17 protein-coding genes are annotated in these 18,411 nt (G+C 62.3%); 14 read left to right on the top strand and 3 right to left on the bottom strand.

Annotated features, from left to right (window positions below; translation table 11 throughout):
- The 6 genes from PPA02S_RS21980 to PPA02S_RS21955 form a co-directional block, all read left to right on the top strand.
- The coding region (locus PPA02S_RS21980) for an immunoglobulin-like domain-containing protein (RefSeq protein ID WP_042141868.1) at nt 1-3,700 on the top strand (3,700 nt) is incomplete at its 5' end.
- A gap of 162 nt (nt 3,701-3,862) precedes the next feature.
- Nucleotides 3,863-4,204, top strand: a complete 342-nt coding sequence (locus tag PPA02S_RS21975; protein WP_028635571.1) for a hypothetical protein — start codon at nt 3,863-3,865, stop codon at nt 4,202-4,204.
- Between the two features lie 198 nt (nt 4,205-4,402).
- Nucleotides 4,403-5,302 carry a TauD/TfdA dioxygenase family protein gene (locus tag PPA02S_RS21970; RefSeq protein ID WP_028635570.1) on the top strand — a complete coding sequence of 300 codons (900 nt, stop codon included), beginning with the start codon at nt 4,403-4,405 and terminating at the stop codon, nt 5,300-5,302.
- 17 nt (nt 5,303-5,319) lie between these two features.
- Complete coding sequence (locus tag PPA02S_RS21965; RefSeq protein ID WP_028635569.1) at nt 5,320-6,339, top strand: ABC transporter substrate-binding protein; 1,020 nt, start codon at nt 5,320-5,322, stop codon at nt 6,337-6,339.
- 4 nt (nt 6,340-6,343) lie between these two features.
- Complete coding sequence (locus PPA02S_RS21960) at nt 6,344-7,207, top strand: ABC transporter ATP-binding protein (RefSeq protein WP_028635568.1); 864 nt, start codon at nt 6,344-6,346, stop codon at nt 7,205-7,207.
- A 14-nt stretch (nt 7,208-7,221) separates the two neighbouring features.
- A complete protein-coding gene (locus PPA02S_RS21955; RefSeq protein WP_028635567.1) occupies nt 7,222-8,085 on the top strand; it encodes an ABC transporter permease in 864 nt (287 codons plus the stop codon).
- Between the two features lie 4 nt (nt 8,086-8,089).
- Here the strand turns inward: PPA02S_RS21955 and PPA02S_RS21950 are convergent, their stop codons facing one another.
- Nucleotides 8,090-8,656 carry a WCX domain-containing protein gene (locus tag PPA02S_RS21950; protein WP_028635566.1) on the bottom strand — a complete coding sequence of 189 codons (567 nt, stop codon included), beginning with the start codon at nt 8,654-8,656 and terminating at the stop codon, nt 8,090-8,092.
- A gap of 207 nt (nt 8,657-8,863) precedes the next feature.
- Here PPA02S_RS21950 and PPA02S_RS21945 point away from each other — a divergent pair, with 207 nt between their 5' ends.
- The 7 genes from PPA02S_RS21945 (at nt 8,864) to PPA02S_RS21915 (ending at nt 16,884) form a co-directional block, all read left to right on the top strand.
- Nucleotides 8,864-9,658 carry a tetratricopeptide repeat protein gene (locus PPA02S_RS21945; RefSeq protein ID WP_028635565.1) on the top strand — a complete coding sequence of 265 codons (795 nt, stop codon included), beginning with the start codon at nt 8,864-8,866 and terminating at the stop codon, nt 9,656-9,658.
- A gap of 104 nt (nt 9,659-9,762) precedes the next feature.
- A complete protein-coding gene (locus tag PPA02S_RS21940) occupies nt 9,763-10,215 on the top strand; it encodes a MarR family winged helix-turn-helix transcriptional regulator (protein WP_028635564.1) in 453 nt (150 codons plus the stop codon).
- Nucleotides 10,212-12,299, top strand: coding sequence for an FUSC family protein (locus PPA02S_RS21935; RefSeq protein WP_028635563.1), 2,088 nt, complete (start codon nt 10,212-10,214; stop codon nt 12,297-12,299). Before PPA02S_RS21940 ends, PPA02S_RS21935 begins: the two co-directional genes overlap by 4 nt.
- Nucleotides 12,296-12,508, top strand: coding sequence for a DUF1656 domain-containing protein (locus PPA02S_RS21930; RefSeq protein ID WP_028635562.1), 213 nt, complete (start codon nt 12,296-12,298; stop codon nt 12,506-12,508). Before PPA02S_RS21935 ends, PPA02S_RS21930 begins: the two co-directional genes overlap by 4 nt.
- Nucleotides 12,505-13,374 carry an efflux RND transporter periplasmic adaptor subunit gene (locus tag PPA02S_RS21925; protein WP_028635561.1) on the top strand — a complete coding sequence of 290 codons (870 nt, stop codon included), beginning with the start codon at nt 12,505-12,507 and terminating at the stop codon, nt 13,372-13,374. Before PPA02S_RS21930 ends, PPA02S_RS21925 begins: the two co-directional genes overlap by 4 nt.
- A gap of 2 nt (nt 13,375-13,376) precedes the next feature.
- Nucleotides 13,377-14,795 carry an efflux transporter outer membrane subunit gene (locus tag PPA02S_RS21920; RefSeq protein WP_028635560.1) on the top strand — a complete coding sequence of 473 codons (1,419 nt, stop codon included), beginning with the start codon at nt 13,377-13,379 and terminating at the stop codon, nt 14,793-14,795.
- A 145-nt stretch (nt 14,796-14,940) separates the two neighbouring features.
- Entirely contained in the window at nt 14,941-16,884 is a 1,944-nt protein-coding gene (locus tag PPA02S_RS21915) for an FTR1 family protein (protein ID WP_028635559.1), read from the top strand.
- 63 nt (nt 16,885-16,947) lie between these two features.
- On the opposite strand, the gene PPA02S_RS21910 is transcribed toward PPA02S_RS21915, so the two are convergent.
- Nucleotides 16,948-17,193 (bottom strand): TIGR02647 family protein, encoded by a 246-nt coding sequence (locus PPA02S_RS21910; RefSeq protein WP_028635558.1) that lies wholly within the window; start codon nt 17,191-17,193, stop codon nt 16,948-16,950.
- 69 nt (nt 17,194-17,262) lie between these two features.
- Nucleotides 17,263-17,568 carry a hypothetical protein gene (locus PPA02S_RS21905; protein ID WP_028635557.1) on the bottom strand — a complete coding sequence of 102 codons (306 nt, stop codon included), beginning with the start codon at nt 17,566-17,568 and terminating at the stop codon, nt 17,263-17,265.
- Between the two features lie 147 nt (nt 17,569-17,715).
- Here PPA02S_RS21905 and PPA02S_RS21900 point away from each other — a divergent pair, with 147 nt between their 5' ends.
- Nucleotides 17,716-18,378 (top strand): glutathione S-transferase, encoded by a 663-nt coding sequence (locus PPA02S_RS21900; protein ID WP_028635556.1) that lies wholly within the window; start codon nt 17,716-17,718, stop codon nt 18,376-18,378.
- Nucleotides 18,379-18,411: the final 33 nt, after the last annotated feature.

Genomic DNA, 18,411 nt, shown 5'->3' with positions numbered 1-18,411 from the left:
GAACGCCACGTTCGAGAACCTGGTCATCGGCGGCCCGGCGTCGGTGAACGTGACCGACACCATCAGCAAGGTCACCGCGGTGCTGTCTGTGGATAACACCACCGTGGTCGAAGGGGGCAAGATCACCTACACCGTCACCCTGGTGAGTGAAGACAGCAGCCTGCCAGTCACTGGCCACGGCGGTGTGACCGTGACCCTGACCGGTGGCACCCAGGTGTTCATCGCTGCCGGCTCTGCCAGCGGCACCGTGAGCATCAACGCACCCGACGACGTGTACGTGGGCGGCCAGCCTTCCATTGTGAAGGCGATCACCGACCTGGCAGTTGCCGGTGACAAGCAGTTCGAGAACCTGGTAGCCAACAAGGCTTCGGTGACCACCGCCGTGACCGACGAACCTGCGGGCCAGGGCGACCTGACCACCGTGGGCATCAGCGGCACCACATCACTGACCGAAGGTGAAACGGCCCACTACACACTGACCCTGAGCAATCCGTCGAAAGCCGAAGTCACCGTCACCCTCAGCTATTCCGGCACCGCCAAGAACGGTGAAGACTTCACGGGCGTTACCACCGTCAAGATCCCGGCCAACAGCTCCGGGGTGACCTTCGACGTGCCGACCATCGATGACAAGCTGGTGGAAGGTACCGAGAACTTCACCGTGAAGATCGACAGTGCCACCGGTGGCAACTTCGAAAACTTGCAGGTGGACAGCAGCAAGGGCAGCGTCACCACGGCCATCATCGACAACGACAACCTGCCCGTGTCGCCGGGCGGCGCTGTGTACGGCGTCGAAGATACCGACTACGTGTTCGCCTGGAATGACTTCAAGGTCACCGACCCAGACGGCAACACCGGCTTGTTTGTGACCATCACTTCGCTGCCGGTTGCCGGTAGCCTGAAGTTCTTCAATGGCACCACCTGGACCAACGTCACTGTGGGCCAGGTGGTCAGCCAGGCGGACATCACTGCCAGCAAGTTGAAGTTCGTGCCGCTGCTCAACCAGTCCGGCGCCGATGGCTACGGCGGCACCGGTGTGGGCAACCAGCAGGCTGACTACGCACAGTTCAAGTACAAACCGAACGATGGCACCAACCTGGGCACCGAAGTGACCATGAAGGTCGATATCAGCCCGGTGGCCGACATGCCGACGCTGGCAATCGGCAGTGCCGATGTCGAGTCCAAAGGGCTGACCAAGGAAGTGTGGACCAGCCTTAAAAACCTGGGCACCGGCGGCAACGGTATTACCGGCGACGAGCTGAAGACGGTGTTTGCCAACTCTGGCAACGCCAACTCCAGCGGCACCATCACCAACGTGCAGTCCGACGGCAATGTGAACGCGGGTACCGGTTCGAAGACGTCCGGCCTGATCTACCTGGAAGCTGGCAAAACCTACACCTTCAGCGGTACGGCTGACGACAGCTTCCTGGTGACCGTAGGCGGCAAGGCCGTGGTTACCACCACCTGGGGCGGTGGTGGCCAGGTGTCCGGCACCTTCACGCCGGCCTCCTCGGGTTACTACCCAATCGAGATCTACCATGCCAACCAGTCTGGCCCGGGTAGCTACGACCTGAATATCCAGGTGGGCTCCGGTGCCGTGACGGACCTGAGCAGCTCGAACATCAAGATGTACCAGAACGTCACCGAGATGGGTAACGCTGGCCTGAGCGTGTCCGACATGCACACGGTCAACGGCCAGAATTACTACGACGGCTACAAGCTCAACGAAGGGCCTGAGAATGGCACGGTCAAACTGGTCGGTATCTCTACCGCGCTGACCGACACCGACGGCTCTGAAAGCCTGAACGTGAAGCTGTCCGGTATCCCGGCAGGCTCGGTCGTCAGTGATGGTGCTGGCCATACCGCCACCGTGGGCGCGTCGGGTGTAGATGTTACCGGCTGGAAGCTGGGCAGCCTCACCATCAAGCCACCGGCCTACTACCAGGGCCAGTTCGACGTGAAGGTCACCTCTACCTCCACCGAGAGCGTTGGCGGCAGCAAGGCAGTCAACGAAGGCACGATCAAGGTCACGGTGTACGGCGACACCTACTCGTCCACCAACCTGACCGCCGACAGCGACAACTTCACCGGTACCGGCGCCAACGAGATCATCGTGTCTGATATCGGTGGCTTCCATGTGACCCCAGGGCAGAGCTACAACCTGGCATTCATCGTGGATACCTCGGGCAGCATGAAGAACTCGGTGGATGCTGCGCAGAAAGCACTGCAGTCTGTGTTCACCACCCTGTCCAACAGCGTGAAGGGTTCCACATCCGGTACGGTCAACGTGCTGCTGGTGGACTTCGCCACCCAGGTGAAATCGACCGTTTCGGTGAACCTGTCCGACGGTTCCGCCCTGCAGACACTGAAAAACGCACTCAACGCAATGAGTGCTGACGGCGGTACCAACTACGAAGATGCGTTCAAGACTACGGCAAACTGGTTCCAGAACCTGAAAGATGCAGGTGTGTCCGGCACTAACCAGACCTTCTTCATCACCGACGGCCAGCCTACGTTCTACCAGACCGGCGAGAGGACCAACCCTACGCTTGTCAGCTATAGCAGCAGTAAGGCAAACATCATGATGGATGCCTACCTGTCGTCGATCAATTACAAGCTTGGCCAGACCGTGAACGTCAACCTGGACAACAACAACGTCCTGCAGATTGACAGCAACGGCAACCTGGCTGTGTACAAGGTCGGCTTCCTCGGCTGGACCACAACAACTGTGAGCGGCGTGCTACATGCGCAGGGTGATGGTACGTATGAGTTGTCGAGCCTTGCTGGCCAAGGTAACTACGCCGACGCCGACACCGTCAGCAACTCCAAGAGCGCATTCGCCTTGCTCAAGGCGTTGTCGCCAACCATCGAAGCCATTGGTATCGGCAGCGGTGTAAATACCGATGACCTGAAGCCTTACGACTCTGACGGCAATCCGCAAACCAACATCGACGCCTCCAACCTGGCCAATGCGGTACTCGGCCATACCGACGCTACAGCGCCAGGCAATGACACGGTCAATGGCGGTGACGGTAACGACATCATCTTCGGCGACCTGATCACCATGCCGTCGGTTGCAGGCAACGGCATTGAAGCGCTGCAGAACTATGTCGCGATGAAGACCGGTGTGGATTCCAGTGCCGTGGACAGCAAGGCGATGCACCAGTACATCACCGAGCATTACAAAGAGTTCGATATCTCCGGTACCAACGACGGCAACGACATTCTGTCGGGCGGTAACGGCAACGATATTCTCTTTGGCCAAGGCGGCAACGACACACTGGACGGTGGCAAGGGCAATGACATCCTGCTGGGCGGCTCCGGCAACGACATCCTCATTGGCGGCCCGGGTGACGATATCCTGATCGGTGGCAGCGGTGCCGACACCTTCGTATGGAAGGCCGGCGACTACGGCAACGATGTGATCAAGGACTTCAACAAGGGTGAAGGCGACCGTATCGACCTCAAGGACCTGCTGCAGGGCGAGAAGGGCAGTACGATCGATAACTACCTGAAGCTCACCACGGTGGAAGGTACGACCACGCTCCAGGTCAGCAGTGAAGGCAAGCTCAATGCTACCGGTGGCCTGGCCAACGTCGATGTCACCATCAAGCTGGAAGGTGTGAACTGGTCCAACCAATCGATCAACTCGTTGATCAGCGGTGCCGACCCGACCATCATCATCCATAACAAGGACAGCTGATAACTGTGCACGGGGCGGCCTCCAGCGCCGCCCCAATGCGCCAGCCAGGCTTCCCCGCCTAACCACCACAGCGCATAATCCGGCGCCGGGCCAACGTGCCCGGCGCTTTTTGCCTATGCTGCTGTCTACTGACAAGGAACCACTGTGACGAGGGACTCTGCCATGTTCTACGTGCAACGCGACGCTGCCGGCCAGTTGCTGCGGGTAGAAGCAGCCGCTTTTGACGAATTCACCGAAATGCTCCCGGCCGACCATGCCGACATCCAGGAGTGGTTTGCTGATGACGTCGTGGAAAACAGCCTGAACCAGCTCAAGCAAAGCGATTTGGACATGATCCGTGTGCTCGAGGACCTGATCGATGTGCTCACTGCCAAGGGCGTGTTCAAGATCACCGACCTGCCACCCGGTGCCCAGGCCAAGTTGCTGAACCGTTCCACGGCGCGCAAGGCGCTCAGCAGCCTTAACAACCTGATCGAAGAGGAAGAGGAGGGTGGCTTGATCTGATCGCGGAACAAGCCGGAATGGATGAACTATGTTTATTCTTTAAGAGTATTTAAATAATTTTTCTTATGCATTTATAGTTCACCCCACTGCGTACCCGTCGACCAATCGATGCGCCGCACGACTTGAACCCACACGGGAATACCCCGTGCGTTTCTGATCGTTGCGCGTCCTGGAGTCGCGCACTGCGTGGAGTGAAAAATGCCAGCCGCCTCGAACGCCTTGTCGACCCTCGACAGCGCCCAGCCGCAACGCTTCGAAATCCGCCCGTTCTCCGGTGCCGTTGGCGCCGAGATTATCGGCCTGGACCTTGCCCAGCCGGTCAATGCCGATGATTTCAGCCGTATCCATCGCGCTCACCTCGATCACCATGTGCTGGTGTTTCGCGACCAGCGCATCAGCCCCCAGCAACAAATTGCCTTCAGCCGCCGCTTCGGCGAGTTGCAGATCCATGTGCTCAAACAGTTCCTGTTGGCCGGCCACCCGGAAATTCTGATTGTTTCCAACATCGTCGAGAACGGCCAGAACATCGGCCTGGGCGATGCCGGCAAGTTCTGGCACTCAGACCTGTCGTACAAAGCGTTGCCCAGCCTGGGTTCGATGTTGCACGCCCAGGAGCTGCCAAGCGAAGGCGGCGACACCCTGTTCGCCGACATGCACAAGGCCTGGGAGGCTGTGCCCGATGCGCTGCGCAAGGTCATTGCCGGGCGCGATGCCGCGCATTCCTACACCGCGCGCTATGCCGAAACCAAGTTCGAAGGCAACTGGCGCCCCGCCCTTACCGCCGAGCAGCTGGCCCAAGTTCAGGAAGTGATCCACCCGGTGGTGCGCACGCACCCCGAGAACGGCCGCAAGGCCCTGTTCGTCAGCGAAGGGTTTACCACCCGCATCGTCGGCCTGCCGGACGATGAAAGCCGTGACGTGCTGCAGCAGCTCTACGCCCTGAGCGTGCTGGAGCAGAACATCTACCGCCATCAGTGGCAGCCGCACGACCTGGTGTTCTGGGACAACCGCTCGCTCATCCACCTGGCCGCCGGCTGCCCCGCGCACCTGCGGCGCAAACTCTACCGCACCACCATCCAGGGCGATGCCCCGTTCTGACGACTGAGGAAACCATCATGCGCAAATCCATCAGCCGCCTGGCGGCAAGCATCGGCCTGGGCGCAAGCTTGGTCGTGGGCAGCCTGGCTGCCCCTAACCTGGCTCATGCCGAAGGCAAGATCCGCATCGCCGAACAGTTCGGCATCGTCTACCTGCTGTTGAACGTAGTGCGAGACCAGCACCTGATCGAAAAGCACGGCAAGCAGCAGGGCATCGACATCGAAGTCGACTGGGCCCAGTTGTCTGGCGGCTCTGCCATCAATGACGCATTGCTGTCTGGCTCGGTGGATATCGCGGGGGCAGGGGTAGGCCCGCTGCTTACCGTCTGGGACCGCACCAAGGGGCGGCAGAACGTCAAGGCCGTGGCCTCGTTGGGCAACTTCCCGTATTACCTGGTCAGCAGCAACCCTGCTGTGAAAACCATCGCTGATATCTCAGACAAAGACCGCATCGCAGTGCCGGCAGTGGGTGTGTCCGTGCAGTCGCGCTTCCTGCAATACGCGGCAGCGCAGCAGTGGGGCGACGCCCAGTACAACCGGCTGGACAAATACACCCTTGCCGTACCGCACCCTGATGCCACTGCCGCACTGCTGGCAGGGGGTACGGAGCTTAACGGCCATTTCTCCAACCCGCCGTTCCAGGACCAGGCGCTGGCCAACAAGAACGTGCATGTGGTGCTCAACAGCTACGACCTGCTCGGGCCGAATTCGCCCACCCTGCTGTTTGCGACTGAAAAATTCCGCAAGGACAACCCCAAGACCTACAAGGCGTTTGTCGATGCCCTGGCTGAAGCTGCCACCTTTGCCCAGAACGACAAGGCAGCCGCTGCCGACACCTATATCCGCGTGACCAATGCCAAGATCGACCGTGAAACACTGATCAAACTGATCGACAACCCGCAGTACGAATTCACCGTCACCCCAAAGAACACCTACAAGCTTGCCGAATTTCTCTACCGGGTAGGCGCCATCAAGCACAAGCCTGAATCGTGGAAGGACTACTTCTTCCAGGATGAACGCCCGCTGCAGGGGAGCTGAGCGCATGACTGCATCATTGCCAGGCCACACGGTCAGCAACCTCGACCGTGTGGCCACGCCGCCGCTGCTGAAAGTGGATGACCTCACCCTCGAATACCGTACCCGGCAACGCGTGGTGCGCGCCACGCACCAGGTGAGTTTCGAGGTCGACCCGGCGGACCGCTTCGTGCTGCTCGGCCCTTCTGGTTGCGGCAAGTCCACCTTGCTCAAGGCCGTGGCCGGCTTCATTCAGCCCCAGGCGGGGCAGATTGTGCTGCAGGGGCAGCCGGTCAGCGGCCCCGGCCCGGATCGTATCGTCGTGTTCCAGGAGTTTGACCAGTTGCCGCCCTGGAAAACGGTAAAGCAGAACGTGATGTTCCCGCTGTTGGTATCGGGCCAACTGAAACGCGCAGAGGCTGAAGAGCGGGCGCTGCACTACCTGGAGAAAGTCGGCCTGGCAGCCTTTGCAGATGCCTATCCGCACACCCTGTCGGGCGGCATGAAGGCGCGCGTGGCCATTGCCAGGGCCTTGGCCACGCAGCCGAAGATCCTGCTGATGGATGAACCGTTCGCGGCACTCGACGCGCTGACCCGACGCAAGATGCAGGAAGAATTGCTGCTGCTATGGGAAGAGGTGCGCTTCACCCTGCTGTTCGTTACCCATTCCATCGAGGAAGCCCTGGTGGTAGGCAACCGCATCTTGCTGCTGTCGCCCCACCCCGGGCGGGTACGCGCCGAAGTGCACAGCCACCAATACGGCCTGGGCAGCCTGGGTGGCCGCGATTTCCAGGCCAGTGCCCGGCGCATCCACCGCTTGCTGTTCGATGAAGCCGATACCCCCGAACAAGCCGAAGGCCTTGGCTTCAACGACATCCGTATCGCCTACTGACAGGAGCTTCAGCCATGACCACTACCCCTGTACGCCAGGAATACGAGGTGCAGCTGGAGCCGTTGCTCAGTGTGCCTGTGGAACGCAACCTGCCATTGGCTCAGCGCCTGTGGCAACACGGCTGGCTGCGCAAGGCGGTTATCCTGGTGGTGCTCGCCCTGCTGTGGGAGGCCGTTGCCCGTTACCAGGACAACGACCTGCTGCTGCCGACCTTCCTGCAGACAGCCACGGCGCTGTGGGGCGGCCTGGTCAGCGGTGAGTTGCCGGCCAAGGTTGGCGTGTCGCTGGTCATTCTGCTCAAAGGTTACGTGCTTGGGATCATCCTGGCCTTCGGCCTCACCAGCCTGGCGGTGTCGACCCAGCTGGGGCGTGACCTGCTGGGCAGCTTGACCTCCATGTTCAACCCGTTGCCGGCGATTGCCCTGTTGCCACTGGCCTTGCTGTGGTTCGGGCTGGGCGACAACAGCCTTATCTTCGTACTGGTGCACTCCGTGCTGTGGGCGTTGGCGCTCAATACCTATGCCGGTTTTCTCGGCGTGTCCGAAACCTTGCGCATGGCGGGGCGCAACTATGGCTTGAAAGGGCTGCGGCTGGTGCTGCACATCCTGGTGCCGGCAGCCCTGCCGTCGATCCTGTCCGGGCTCAAGATCGGTTGGGCATTCGCCTGGCGCACCCTGATTGCAGCAGAGCTGGTGTTCGGCGCGAGCAGCGGCAAAGGCGGCCTTGGCTGGTACATCTTCCAGAACCGCAACGAGCTGTACACCGACAAGGTGTTTGCCGGGCTTGCAGTGGTGATTCTGATCGGGTTGCTGGTGGAGGGCCTGGTGTTCAATACCCTCGAGCGGTTGACGGTGCGCCGCTGGGGTATGCAGCGCTGACCTGCTACGGTTTCAGGTCCTGATACTGCGCTGCTGCATTGGTCAGGATCTTGCCAATCTCGTCGCGCAACTGCGCCGGTTGCTCGACCACCACCGCATCACCCTGGCTCAACAGCCACCACCGCAACGGGCAACCATCGCTGACCGTGGCCCGCAGCTGATGGCCCTGCTTGTGCGCCGTCAGCTGCATGTCGCTGCTCAATGGCGCTTCGCGCAGTTGCCGGGCAAGCGTGTCACTGATGCGGGCAACCAGTTCGATGCCGTCCCCCTGCACAGGCAGCACGGCATCACCGCGTAAATGGGCGAGCAGGTCCGAACTGCCGCGCAATTCACCCACGGCACTGGCCGACCAGTGCCAGCCGAACGGGATACTCTTGTCATTGCGCTCCAGTGGAAAGATCAGTGACAGCTCGTTGAGGTCACGCTCTACGGTGCGTTTGCTAACGCTGAAGCCCAGGTCTCGCAGGCGCCAGACCAGTTCGGAGCTGGTGATGCCGGGGGAGCGGCTGGGCAACTGGCGCAGCAGTGCCCACTGACGGCTTAGGGTGGCGCGAGTGGTGGCGAACGGCAAAAGATAACGTCCTTGTCTAGGCTTGCCGCAATAGGATGGCGGCACGCGAGGGGCATGGCAATTGGCCACAGACCGCTCAGATCAAGTAAGTGACGTTTGGTTGCCTGGTACCGTATCGTTCGCGACAGGTTTTGACGTGCCATCCCGCAGAATCACGCCTCATCACAGCCGAAGGTTGGGGTTGTGCGTCGTTCAATGAGGATGAACATGTCTGCTGCCAGCAATATCCATTCGCTGCTTGCCCGCCTTCTTCCCGAGCGGGTCATCACCCCGCCAGCCGCCGTGGGGAAGCGACAGCGGTTGTTTGCCGGGGTCGGGCTGCCCAGCCAACGCTCCCTGCTGGTCAGCCGCCTGGACGAGGCCAGCGACCTGCAGGCGGTGTATCGCGACCTGCGGCTACAAGCGTTGCAGGGCAATGTGGCAGCCCTCAATGACCTGGGCTGGATCTGGCTGAATGGCAAGTACTGGCGTGCAGATACCGTGCTGGCGGGGCACCTGTTGCGCATGGCAGCGTTGCAGGGGAGTGCGGCGGCATGGTTCAACCTTGGGCAGCAACACTACTTTGGCAAAGGCGTCGAGCCTTCCTACGTGCAGGCAGCAGAGTGCTACCGGCAGGCCTTCGAGCGGGGCATGTTGCATGCCGCTGCCGCGTTGGGCGACCTGCTGGAAGAAGAAGTGTGTGACGGCGGGCTTGAATGGCAGGTAGACCCTGCGCAGGCTTACCAGTGGTTCCTGCGCGGCGCCGAGCAGGGCGAGGCGCGCTGCCGCTTCGAAGTCGGTTACCGCCTGATGCACGGGCTGTACGTGCAGGCTGAGCTCAAGCCTGCCTTGTACTGGCTTGAACTGGCTGCCGCAGCGGGGGTGGTACAGGCGGCCGAGGAACTGGCTGTGCACTTCAGCAGCCGCGACAAGGTGCGCTACGAACAGTGGCGGGACCGCGCCGTGCAGATGGGCAGCACCCTGGCGCTGACGATGAAACTGGAAGACCAGATTCACCCGTGATGTACACCCTTTGCGGTATGCCCTCCGTCGGCAGCGGTTGACGAGAGGGGGAGTGCCAGGCGTATATTGATAGTTAGCAAACTATGAATATAGCTGGTCTACCTATGTCCCTTGATCTTCTGCGCCTGCAGGTCAGCAGCGGCCTGGTGGTTGCCGCTCGTCACTGGCGGCGCATCTGCCACAACGCCTTGACCGGCTACGGTATCTCCGAGGCCTGCGCGGCGCCGCTGCTGATGATCGTGCGCCTGGGCGATGGTGTGCACCAGGTTGCCGTGGCCCAGGCTGCCGGCCTGGAAAGCCCTTCGCTGGTACGCCTGCTCGACCAGCTGTGCAAAGCCGGCCTGGTAGTGCGCAGTGAGGACCCGCTGGACCGGCGAGCCAAGGCCCTGAGCCTGACCGACGCAGGCCGCACCCTGGCCGAAGCCATCGAAGCCGAACTGGTCAGGTTGCGTGGCGATGTGCTGGGCGGTGTCGACCAGGCGGACCTCGACGGTGCGTTGCGCGTGCTGCGTGCCTTCGAAGCAGCCGGCCTGGGCAGCACGGGTGGCCTGGCATGAACGGTTTCTTCAGTTCGGTACCGCCGGCCCGTGACTGGTTTTATGGTGTGCGCACCTTTGCCGCCTCCATGATCGCGTTGTACATCGCGCTGCTGATGCAGCTGCCACGCCCTTACTGGGCCATGGCTACGGTGTACATCGTCTCCAGCCCGTTCCTCGGCCCTACCAGCTCCAAGGCACTGTACCGCGCCTTGGGTACCTTGCTGGGCGCCGCCGGGGCCGTGCTGCTGGTACCGCCGCTGGTGCAATCGCCGTTATTGCTCAGCATCGCCATTGCCCTGTGGACCGGTACCTTGCTGTTCCTCTCGCTTAACCTGCGTACCGCCAATAACTATGTACTGATGCTGGCCGGTTACACCTTGCCGATGATCGCGCTGGCCGTGGTCGACAACCCGCTGGCGGTTTTCGACGTGGCCTCCTCCCGGGCTCAGGAAATCTGCCTGGGCATTGTCTGTGCGGCAGTGGTCGGGGCCATTTTCTGGCCACGCCGGCTGGCGCCGGTGGTTGTGGGTGCGACCGGCAACTGGTTCAACGATGCCATCCGCTACAGCGACAGCTACCTGGCGCGGCTGTCTGGCACCAGTGACGTGGGTGGCATGCGCGGGGCCATGGTAACCACGTTCAACTCCCTGGAGTTGATGATCGGCCAGCTCGGCCATGAAGGCGCCGGCCCCCACACCTTGAAGAACGTACGCGAACTGCGCGGGCGCATGATCCACCTGCTGCCGGTGCTCGATGCCCTGGATGACGCGCTGACGGCGTTGCACGGCCGTGCGCCACAGCAGTTCGAACAACTGCAACCTGTGCTGGATGCCGCCCGGCAATGGCTCGCGGGCACTGCCGACAGCGCCTCGATCGGGCGCTGGGCTGCCCTGCATGCCGACATCGACCGCCTGCAGCCAGGGGCCGAGGCCCTCGACCAGCGTGCAGAGTTGCTGCTGTCCAACGCGCTGTACCGGCTCACCGAGTGGGTCGACCTGTGGCAGGACTGCTGCACCCTGCAGCATGCGCTGCGCAGCGACGATGCCACACCGTGGCGTGCCGTGTACCGGCACTGGCGCCTGGCCCGTCTGAAGCCGTTCTTTGACCGCGGCCTGATGCTGTACTCGGTAGCGTCCACCGTGCTGGCGATCATCGTGGCATGCGGGCTGTGGATCGGCCTGGGCTGGAATGACGGCGCCAGTGCGGTGATCCTGGCGGCGGTGTCATGCAGTTTCTTCGCCGCCATGGATGACCCGGCGCCACAGATCTACCGGTTCTTCTTCTGGACCCTGATGTCGGTGATCTTCTCCAGCCTGTACCTGTTCCTGGTGCTGCCCAACCTGCACGACTTCCCGATGCTGGTGCTGGCCTTCGCCGTGCCCTTCATCTGCATTGGCACACTGACCGTGCAACCGCGCTTCTACCTGGGCACCCTGCTGACCATCGTCAACACCTCCACCTTCATCAGCATTCAGGGGGCGTACGACGCGGACTTCTTCACCTTCCTCAATTCCAACCTGGCCGGGCCGGTGGGGCTGTTGTTCGCCTTCGTCTGGACCTTGGTAATGCGCCCGTTCGGGGTGGAACTGGCGGCCAAACGCATGACCCGCTTCACCTGGCGCGACATCGTCGAGATGACCGAGCCGGCCACCCTCGCGGAGCACCGCAAGGTGGGGGTACAGATGCTCGACCGCCTGATGCAGCACCTGCCGCGGTTGTCGCAAACCGGCCAGGACAGCGGTGTAGCACTGCGCGACCTGCGCGTGGGGCTCAACCTGTTGGACCTGCTGGCCTACATGCCGCGCGCGGGGCAGCAAGGCCGCCAGCGCCTGGCCACGGTCATCGAGGAAGTGGGTGCGCATTACGCCGCCTGCCTGCGTGTCGGCGAGCGCCTGCATGCGTCAACAGCGCTGCTGCGCAGCATGGAGCGTGCGCGCCTGGCACTGAACCTGGATAACCCGCATGAACGCGGCGCGGCCCGCACCCACCTGCTGCATGCCCTGGCCGGCTTGCGCCTGGCGCTGCTGCCCGGGGTGGAGGTAATGCTGGAGCCTGCCGAACAACCGCAACTGCCTCCCGGGCTGGATGGAGCGCCACTGTGATTGGTGAACTGGATATCAGCGGGGTATTCCTGCCCACGCTGCTGGTGATGATGTTTGCGACCTACCTGCTGTTTCTGGGGGTGCATGCGGTGCTGGTGCGCGTGCACTTCTACCGCCTGGTCTGGCACCGCGCACTGTTCAACGTTGCCCTTTACGCCGTACTGCTCGGTGCGGTGGACCATTTTTGTCGAAGCCTGATGCTGCCATGAAAAAACCTTTGCTGACGCTGGGCCGTGTGGTCCTTACCCTGCTGGTCGTGACCTTTGCCGCCGTACTTGTGTGGCAGATGGTGGTGTATTACCTGTTCGCCCCCTGGACCCGCGACGGCCACATCCGTGCCGACGTGATCCAGATTGCCCCGGACGTGTCCGGGCTTATCCAGAAGGTGGAGGTGCGCGACAACCAAACCGTCAAACGCGGCGATGTGCTGTTCACCATCGACCAGGACCGTTTCACCTTGGCCCTGCGCCAGGCCAAGGCCACCCTTGGTGAGCGCCAGGAAACCCTGGCCCAGGCGTCGCGGGAAACCCGACGCAATCGCAAGCTGGGCAACCTGGTGGCTGCCGAGCAACTGGAAGAAAGCCAGTCGCGCGAAGCCCGTGCCCGGTCTGCGGTCAGTGAGGCCCAGGTGGCGGTGGATACCGCGCAACTGAACCTCGACCGCTCGGTGGTGCGCAGCCCGGTGGACGGCTATCTCAACGACCGCGCGCCGCGCAACCATGAGTTCGTCACCGCAGGGCGGCCGGTGTTGTCGGTGGTCGACAGCGCGTCGTACCACGTCGATGGCTACTTCGAAGAAACCAAGCTGGGCGGCATCCACATTGGTGACGCGGTGGATATCCGCGTGATGGGTGACAACACCCGGCTGCGCGGGCATGTAGAAAGCTTCGCAGCCGGCATCGAGGACCGTGACCGCAGCAGCGGCGCGAACCTGCTGCCCAACGTCAACCCTGCCTTCAGCTGGGTGCGCCTGGCACAGCGTATTCCGGTGCGCATCGCCTTCGACGAAGTGCCACCGGATTTCCGAATGGTCGCCGGGCGTACCGCCACGGTTTCGATCGTGGAGGGCCAGTAGCGATGAAACAGCTGATGCTGGCGGGTCTCTGCCTGTCGCTGGGCGCCTGCATGATGGTCGGCCCCGACTATGAAGTGCCCAAGGACGCCGCCGTGCAGCGCAGCGACCTCAACGGCCCGTTGCGCCAGGACAGTGGCAGCGTGGTGTCGGCACCGGTGCCCGAGGGCTGGTGGCAGCTGTATCAGGACCCACGCCTCAATGCGCTGGTGCGCCAGGCGCTCAGCGCCAATACCGAGCTGCGGGTTGCAGCGGCCAACATCGCCAAGGCTCGTGCTCAGGTGGACGTTGCCGAATCCCAGGGCGGCTTCAGCGGCGGCGTCAAGGCCGGTGCGCAACGCCTGCAAGAGTCGGGTGAAGCCTTCCTGCTGACCGAAAAAGTGCCGGTGGCCAACATCGGCGAGGCGATCATCAGCGCCTCGTACCAGTTCGACCTGTGGGGCACCTTCAAGCGCGGTACCGAGGCTGCCAAGGCCAATGCCGATGCGGTGCAGGCGGCTGCCGACACGGCGCGCATTACCTTGGTGGCGGATGTGGTCAAGGCCTATACCCAGGTGTGCTCGGCCAACGAGGAATACCACATTGCCCGCGAGTCACTCGACCTGCAGCAGCAGAGTGTGCAACTCAGCCAGCGCCTGCGTGATGCGGGCCGTGGCGATGAAACCCAGGTCACCCGCTCGCAAACCCAGTTCAAATCGTTGCGCGCCGAGTTGCCGCGCTTCAAGGCCGAGCGTGAAACGGGCCTGTATACCCTGGCGGCGCTGCTGGCCAAGCCGGTGGATCAGTTGCCGGCCGGCACTGCCGAGTGTGCCGAACTGCCACAGCTTCATCAGTTGGTACCGGTCGGCGATGGCGCGGCGCTGCTCAAGCGCCGCCCTGACGTGCGCCAGGCCGAGCGGCAATTGGCTGCTGCTACAGCCACTATTGGCGTTGCTACCGGCGCGTTGTACCCAGACATCAGCATCGGTGCCCAGGTCGGTACCATTGGGATCCTTGACAACCTGGGTGAGCCTGCAACCAACCGCTGGGGCTTTGGTCCGCAAATCAGCTGGTCCATCCCTACCAATGGCACCCGGGCGCGTATTCGCATGGCTGAAGCCTCTACCCAGGCGGCGTTGGCCCATTTTGATGGTGTGGTGCTGAACGCCATTCGCGAAACCCAGACCCGGCTTGCCCAGTACAGTGCCTTGCTTGACCGCCGTGATGCCCTGGCCGAGGCAGAAAGGTCGGCGAAAGAAGCGGCAGACCAGACCCACCGCTATTACCAGGCAGGGCGCGAATCGTTTTTGGCGGACTTGCAGGCGACGCGCACCTACACCGATATGCGTGCGCAACTGGCGGCGGCGAACAGCCAGGTGGCGGTAGGGCAGATTGGGGTGTTCCTTGCATTGGGTGGCGGCTGGAGGGAGAGCGCCAAGCCTTAGGCCAATAGCCGGCAGGGCTGCTCCCTTAGCTTGGCTGCAGACGCTGGCTCTTGGTAATGCGGAGGTTGACCGCCGACTGATTTGTAGCAAGATTTTTCATGAAATCTGCCCACAAACCTTGAGGCAAGCTGAGTGGAAGTGAACAATGTTCTCTTTCGCATTCCCTCCGAGACTGGCCATGAAAACCCGTACCCGTCTGCTGTCCTGGCTGCCTGCGTTGTTGCTTGGTCCAGTGCTGGCGCTATGCAGCACCCTGGCGCAGGCCGAGGCGCCCGCTGAGGCCGCCAAAGCGCTGCACTTGCTTGACTACATTGGTGCGGATTACCCGTCCACCGTGCGCGATAGCAAGGTAGTGGACAGTGGCGAGTACCGTGAGCAGCAGGAATTCAGTGCTGTGTTGGTTGAGCTGGTTAACAGCCTGCCGGCCAACGCCGAACACAACGCGCTGCAGCAAGGCATCCAGGCCCTGCGCCAGGCCATCGACCAGCGTCAGGATGGCGCCACAGTCGCCAGGCAGGCTCGCCAATTGGGCGCTCGCCTGGCCGTGGCCTACGAGGTGAGCCAAGCGCCGGTGATCACCCCCGACCAGGCCCGTGGCGCATCGCTGTATGCGCAAAACTGCTCCATTTGCCACGGTGATACCGGGGCGGGCGATGGCCCGGCTGGTGTCGGCCTGGAACCGGCCCCCGCCAACCTGCGAAATACCGAACGCCTCGACCAGTTGAGCCTGTTCGACCTCTACAACACGCTGGCTCTGGGTATCGACGGTACCGAGATGCCATCGTTCGCTGACCAGCTGGACGACCGCCAGCGCTGGGATGTGGCGGCGTATATCGCCAGCTTCACTGCCAACCCGCAAGCGGCAAAGGGAGACAAGGTGTGGAACCTGGCCGACCTGGCGCGCCAGACACCCGCGGAAGTGGCAGCCAACGAAGGTGCAGCAGCCGTGCAGGCGTTCCGCGCTCAGCGCGCCCAGCCGCCGCAGGTCAAACGCGGCCCGGCGCAATTGCTCGAGTACACCGCCACTACCCTGGACAAGAGCCTCGCCGCTTACCGTGCAGGCGACCATGACCAGGCCTACGACCTGTCAGTAGCGGCCTACCTGGAGGGTTTCGAGCTGGTAGAAAGCTCGCTGGACAACATCGACGCCCAGGCCCGCAAGGACACCGAGAAATCCCTGATGGCATACCGGCAGGCATTGCAGGATGGCTTGCCCATCGCCCAGGCCGAGCAACGCTTGGCCGAAGCCAGAACCAAGCTGGACCAAGCCGCCAAGTTGCTGGGCAGTGACGGGCTGAGCTGGTCGCTGAGTTATGTGTCTGGTCTGCTGATCCTGCTGCGTGAAGGCCTGGAAGCCATTCTGGTGCTGGCAGCGATCCTGGCCTTCCTGCGTAACACGGGCCAGCAGTCGGCGGTGCGCAGCGTCAACATCGGCTGGGGCCTGGCACTGGTTGCCGGCTTCGCTACGTGGGCGTTGGCTGCCTATGTGATCAATGTCGGTGGCGCTCAGCGCGAACTGCTTGAAGGCTGCACGGCGTTGTTTGCTGCGGTGATGGTGCTGTGGCTGGGGGTGTGGATGCATGACCGTCGTCACGCCGCAGCCTGGCAGGACTACATCAAGAGCAGCCTGGTCAGCGGTGGTGGCCGGTTCGGCTTCGCCATGCTGGCGTTCTTCTCGGTGTACCGGGAATTGTTCGAAGTGATCCTGTTCTACGAAACCCTGTGGTTACAGGCAGGGCCGGCCGGGCACCAGGCGGTATTGGCGGGCGGGGCTACTGCACTGGTGCTGCTGGTGGGTTTGGCATGGGTCATCTTGCGGGGTTCGGCCAAGCTGCCGCTGTCACTGTTCTTCAGCATCAACGCCGCGCTGCTGTGCGCACTGTCTGTAGTATTTGCAGGGCATGGCGTGAAGGCATTGCAGGAGGCGGGCGTGCTGGGTACCCGGCCGGTGGCGTTCTTTGAGTTCGATTGGCTGGGGATTCACGCCGACGCCTATTCGCTGTCGGCACAGGCAGTGGCCTTGCTGGCCATCGTGTTCCTGTACGGGCGCTCGCGGCTGATGGAAAAGCGCCGGGCCGCCGTTAGCTAACGCAGTGCTGGCGCACCCCCAGGGCTCGCGGCTGAAACCGCTCCCACCGGGGGTGCTCGGGTTTCAGGCTGGCTGCGGTGATTTGAGGATGTTCTGCAGCAACTGCACGCTCTCCACCGCATCGTGCCCAAGGCTGGTCAGGTAACCGCCATCAGGCTGATCGGTCAGGCCCTTGTCGTGCAGGCGCTGCGCCGCAGCGATCAGGGTGGGGGAGGCGTTGTTGTGAATCTTGATGCCTTCCTGGCTGCTGTCGAGGTTGAACAGCGCAAGTACTTCCAGTTCGGCGATCAATTCGGGGGAAAAGGACATGGCGACTCCTGACTTCCAGACAAGGATGGCGGCACCACAAGGGGTGCCTGACCTAGGAGTGTAGCCGGCTTATTCGTCGTCGCCTTGATCCATCTCAGGCGGCAGCTCAGGCAATGCGCGCAGCGCCGCTTCGTACCACTGGCCGTCGAACTCGCGGTCTTCGCTGAGCATGTTGTCGATCTCAAAGGCAAGAACGTGTGCCATCAGGTTCAGGATGTCTTCGCGCGCGTAGCCGACCAGGGTCAGCTTGTTGAACGTGGCCTTGGCCGCAGGGGGCTCGCCGCTTTCGATCTGGTTCTCGATTGCCTGCGTCAACGTAGCCTCGGCAAAGGCCTCGTCGTCTTGATCATCGTCGATGTCGGTGTGTTCGCTCATGGCGCAACTCCTGTTGTGGGATGCACAGTTTGCCACGGCTGTATCGGCAATGCCCGGCCATCGACCGCGTGCATGACGCTGGTCAGGCGCGGGCGATGGGGCTATAAAAGCCGTGCCATTTTCTTACGGCCCGGAGGCTGTCAACCCATGCTCAAGCTCTACGGATTCCCTGTCAGCAACTACTACAACATGGTCAAGTTGGCCTTGCTGGAAAAGGGCGTGCCTTTCGAAGAGGTGCTGTTCTTCAGTGGCCAGACCCCGCAGGTACTGGAAGTCAGCCCACGTGGCAAGGTGCCGGTGCTGCAAACCGAGCACGGTTTCTTGAGTGAAACCAGCGTCATTCTCGATTACATCGAGCACACCCAAGGCGGCAAGGCGCTGCTGCCGGCTGACCCTTTCGCCCAGGCCAAGGTGCGTGAGCTGGTCAAGGAAATCGAGCTGTACATCGAGCTGCCTGCGCGCACCTGCTACGCCGAAGCGTTCTTCGGCACGTCTGTGGAGCCGCTGGTCAAGGAGAAGGCGCGTACCGAGTTGCTGTCCGGCTTCGCCACCCTCAAACGCAACGGGCGTTTCGCACCCTTCGTAGCGGGCGATCAACTGACCCTGGCCGACCTGATGTTCTGCTTCTCGGTTGACCTGGCGAGCGCTGTGGGCAAGAAAGTGCTGAACATCGACTTGCTGGCGGACTTCCCCCAGGCCAAGGCATTGCTGCAGCAGATGGGCGAGAACCCGCACGTCGCACGGATTGTCGCAGACAAGGAAGCGGCGATGCCGGCCTTCCTCGAGATGATGCGTAACCGCAAACAGTGATGGGGGGCGGCCTTGCGACGCGCTGCGCAAGGC

The sequence above is a fragment of the Pseudomonas parafulva NBRC 16636 = DSM 17004 genome, from assembly GCF_000730645.1.
GTDB lineage: Bacteria > Pseudomonadota > Gammaproteobacteria > Pseudomonadales > Pseudomonadaceae > Aquipseudomonas > Aquipseudomonas parafulva.
Note: the sequence above shows the minus strand (reverse complement) of the source record. Positions and strands in the feature narration are given on the sequence as shown.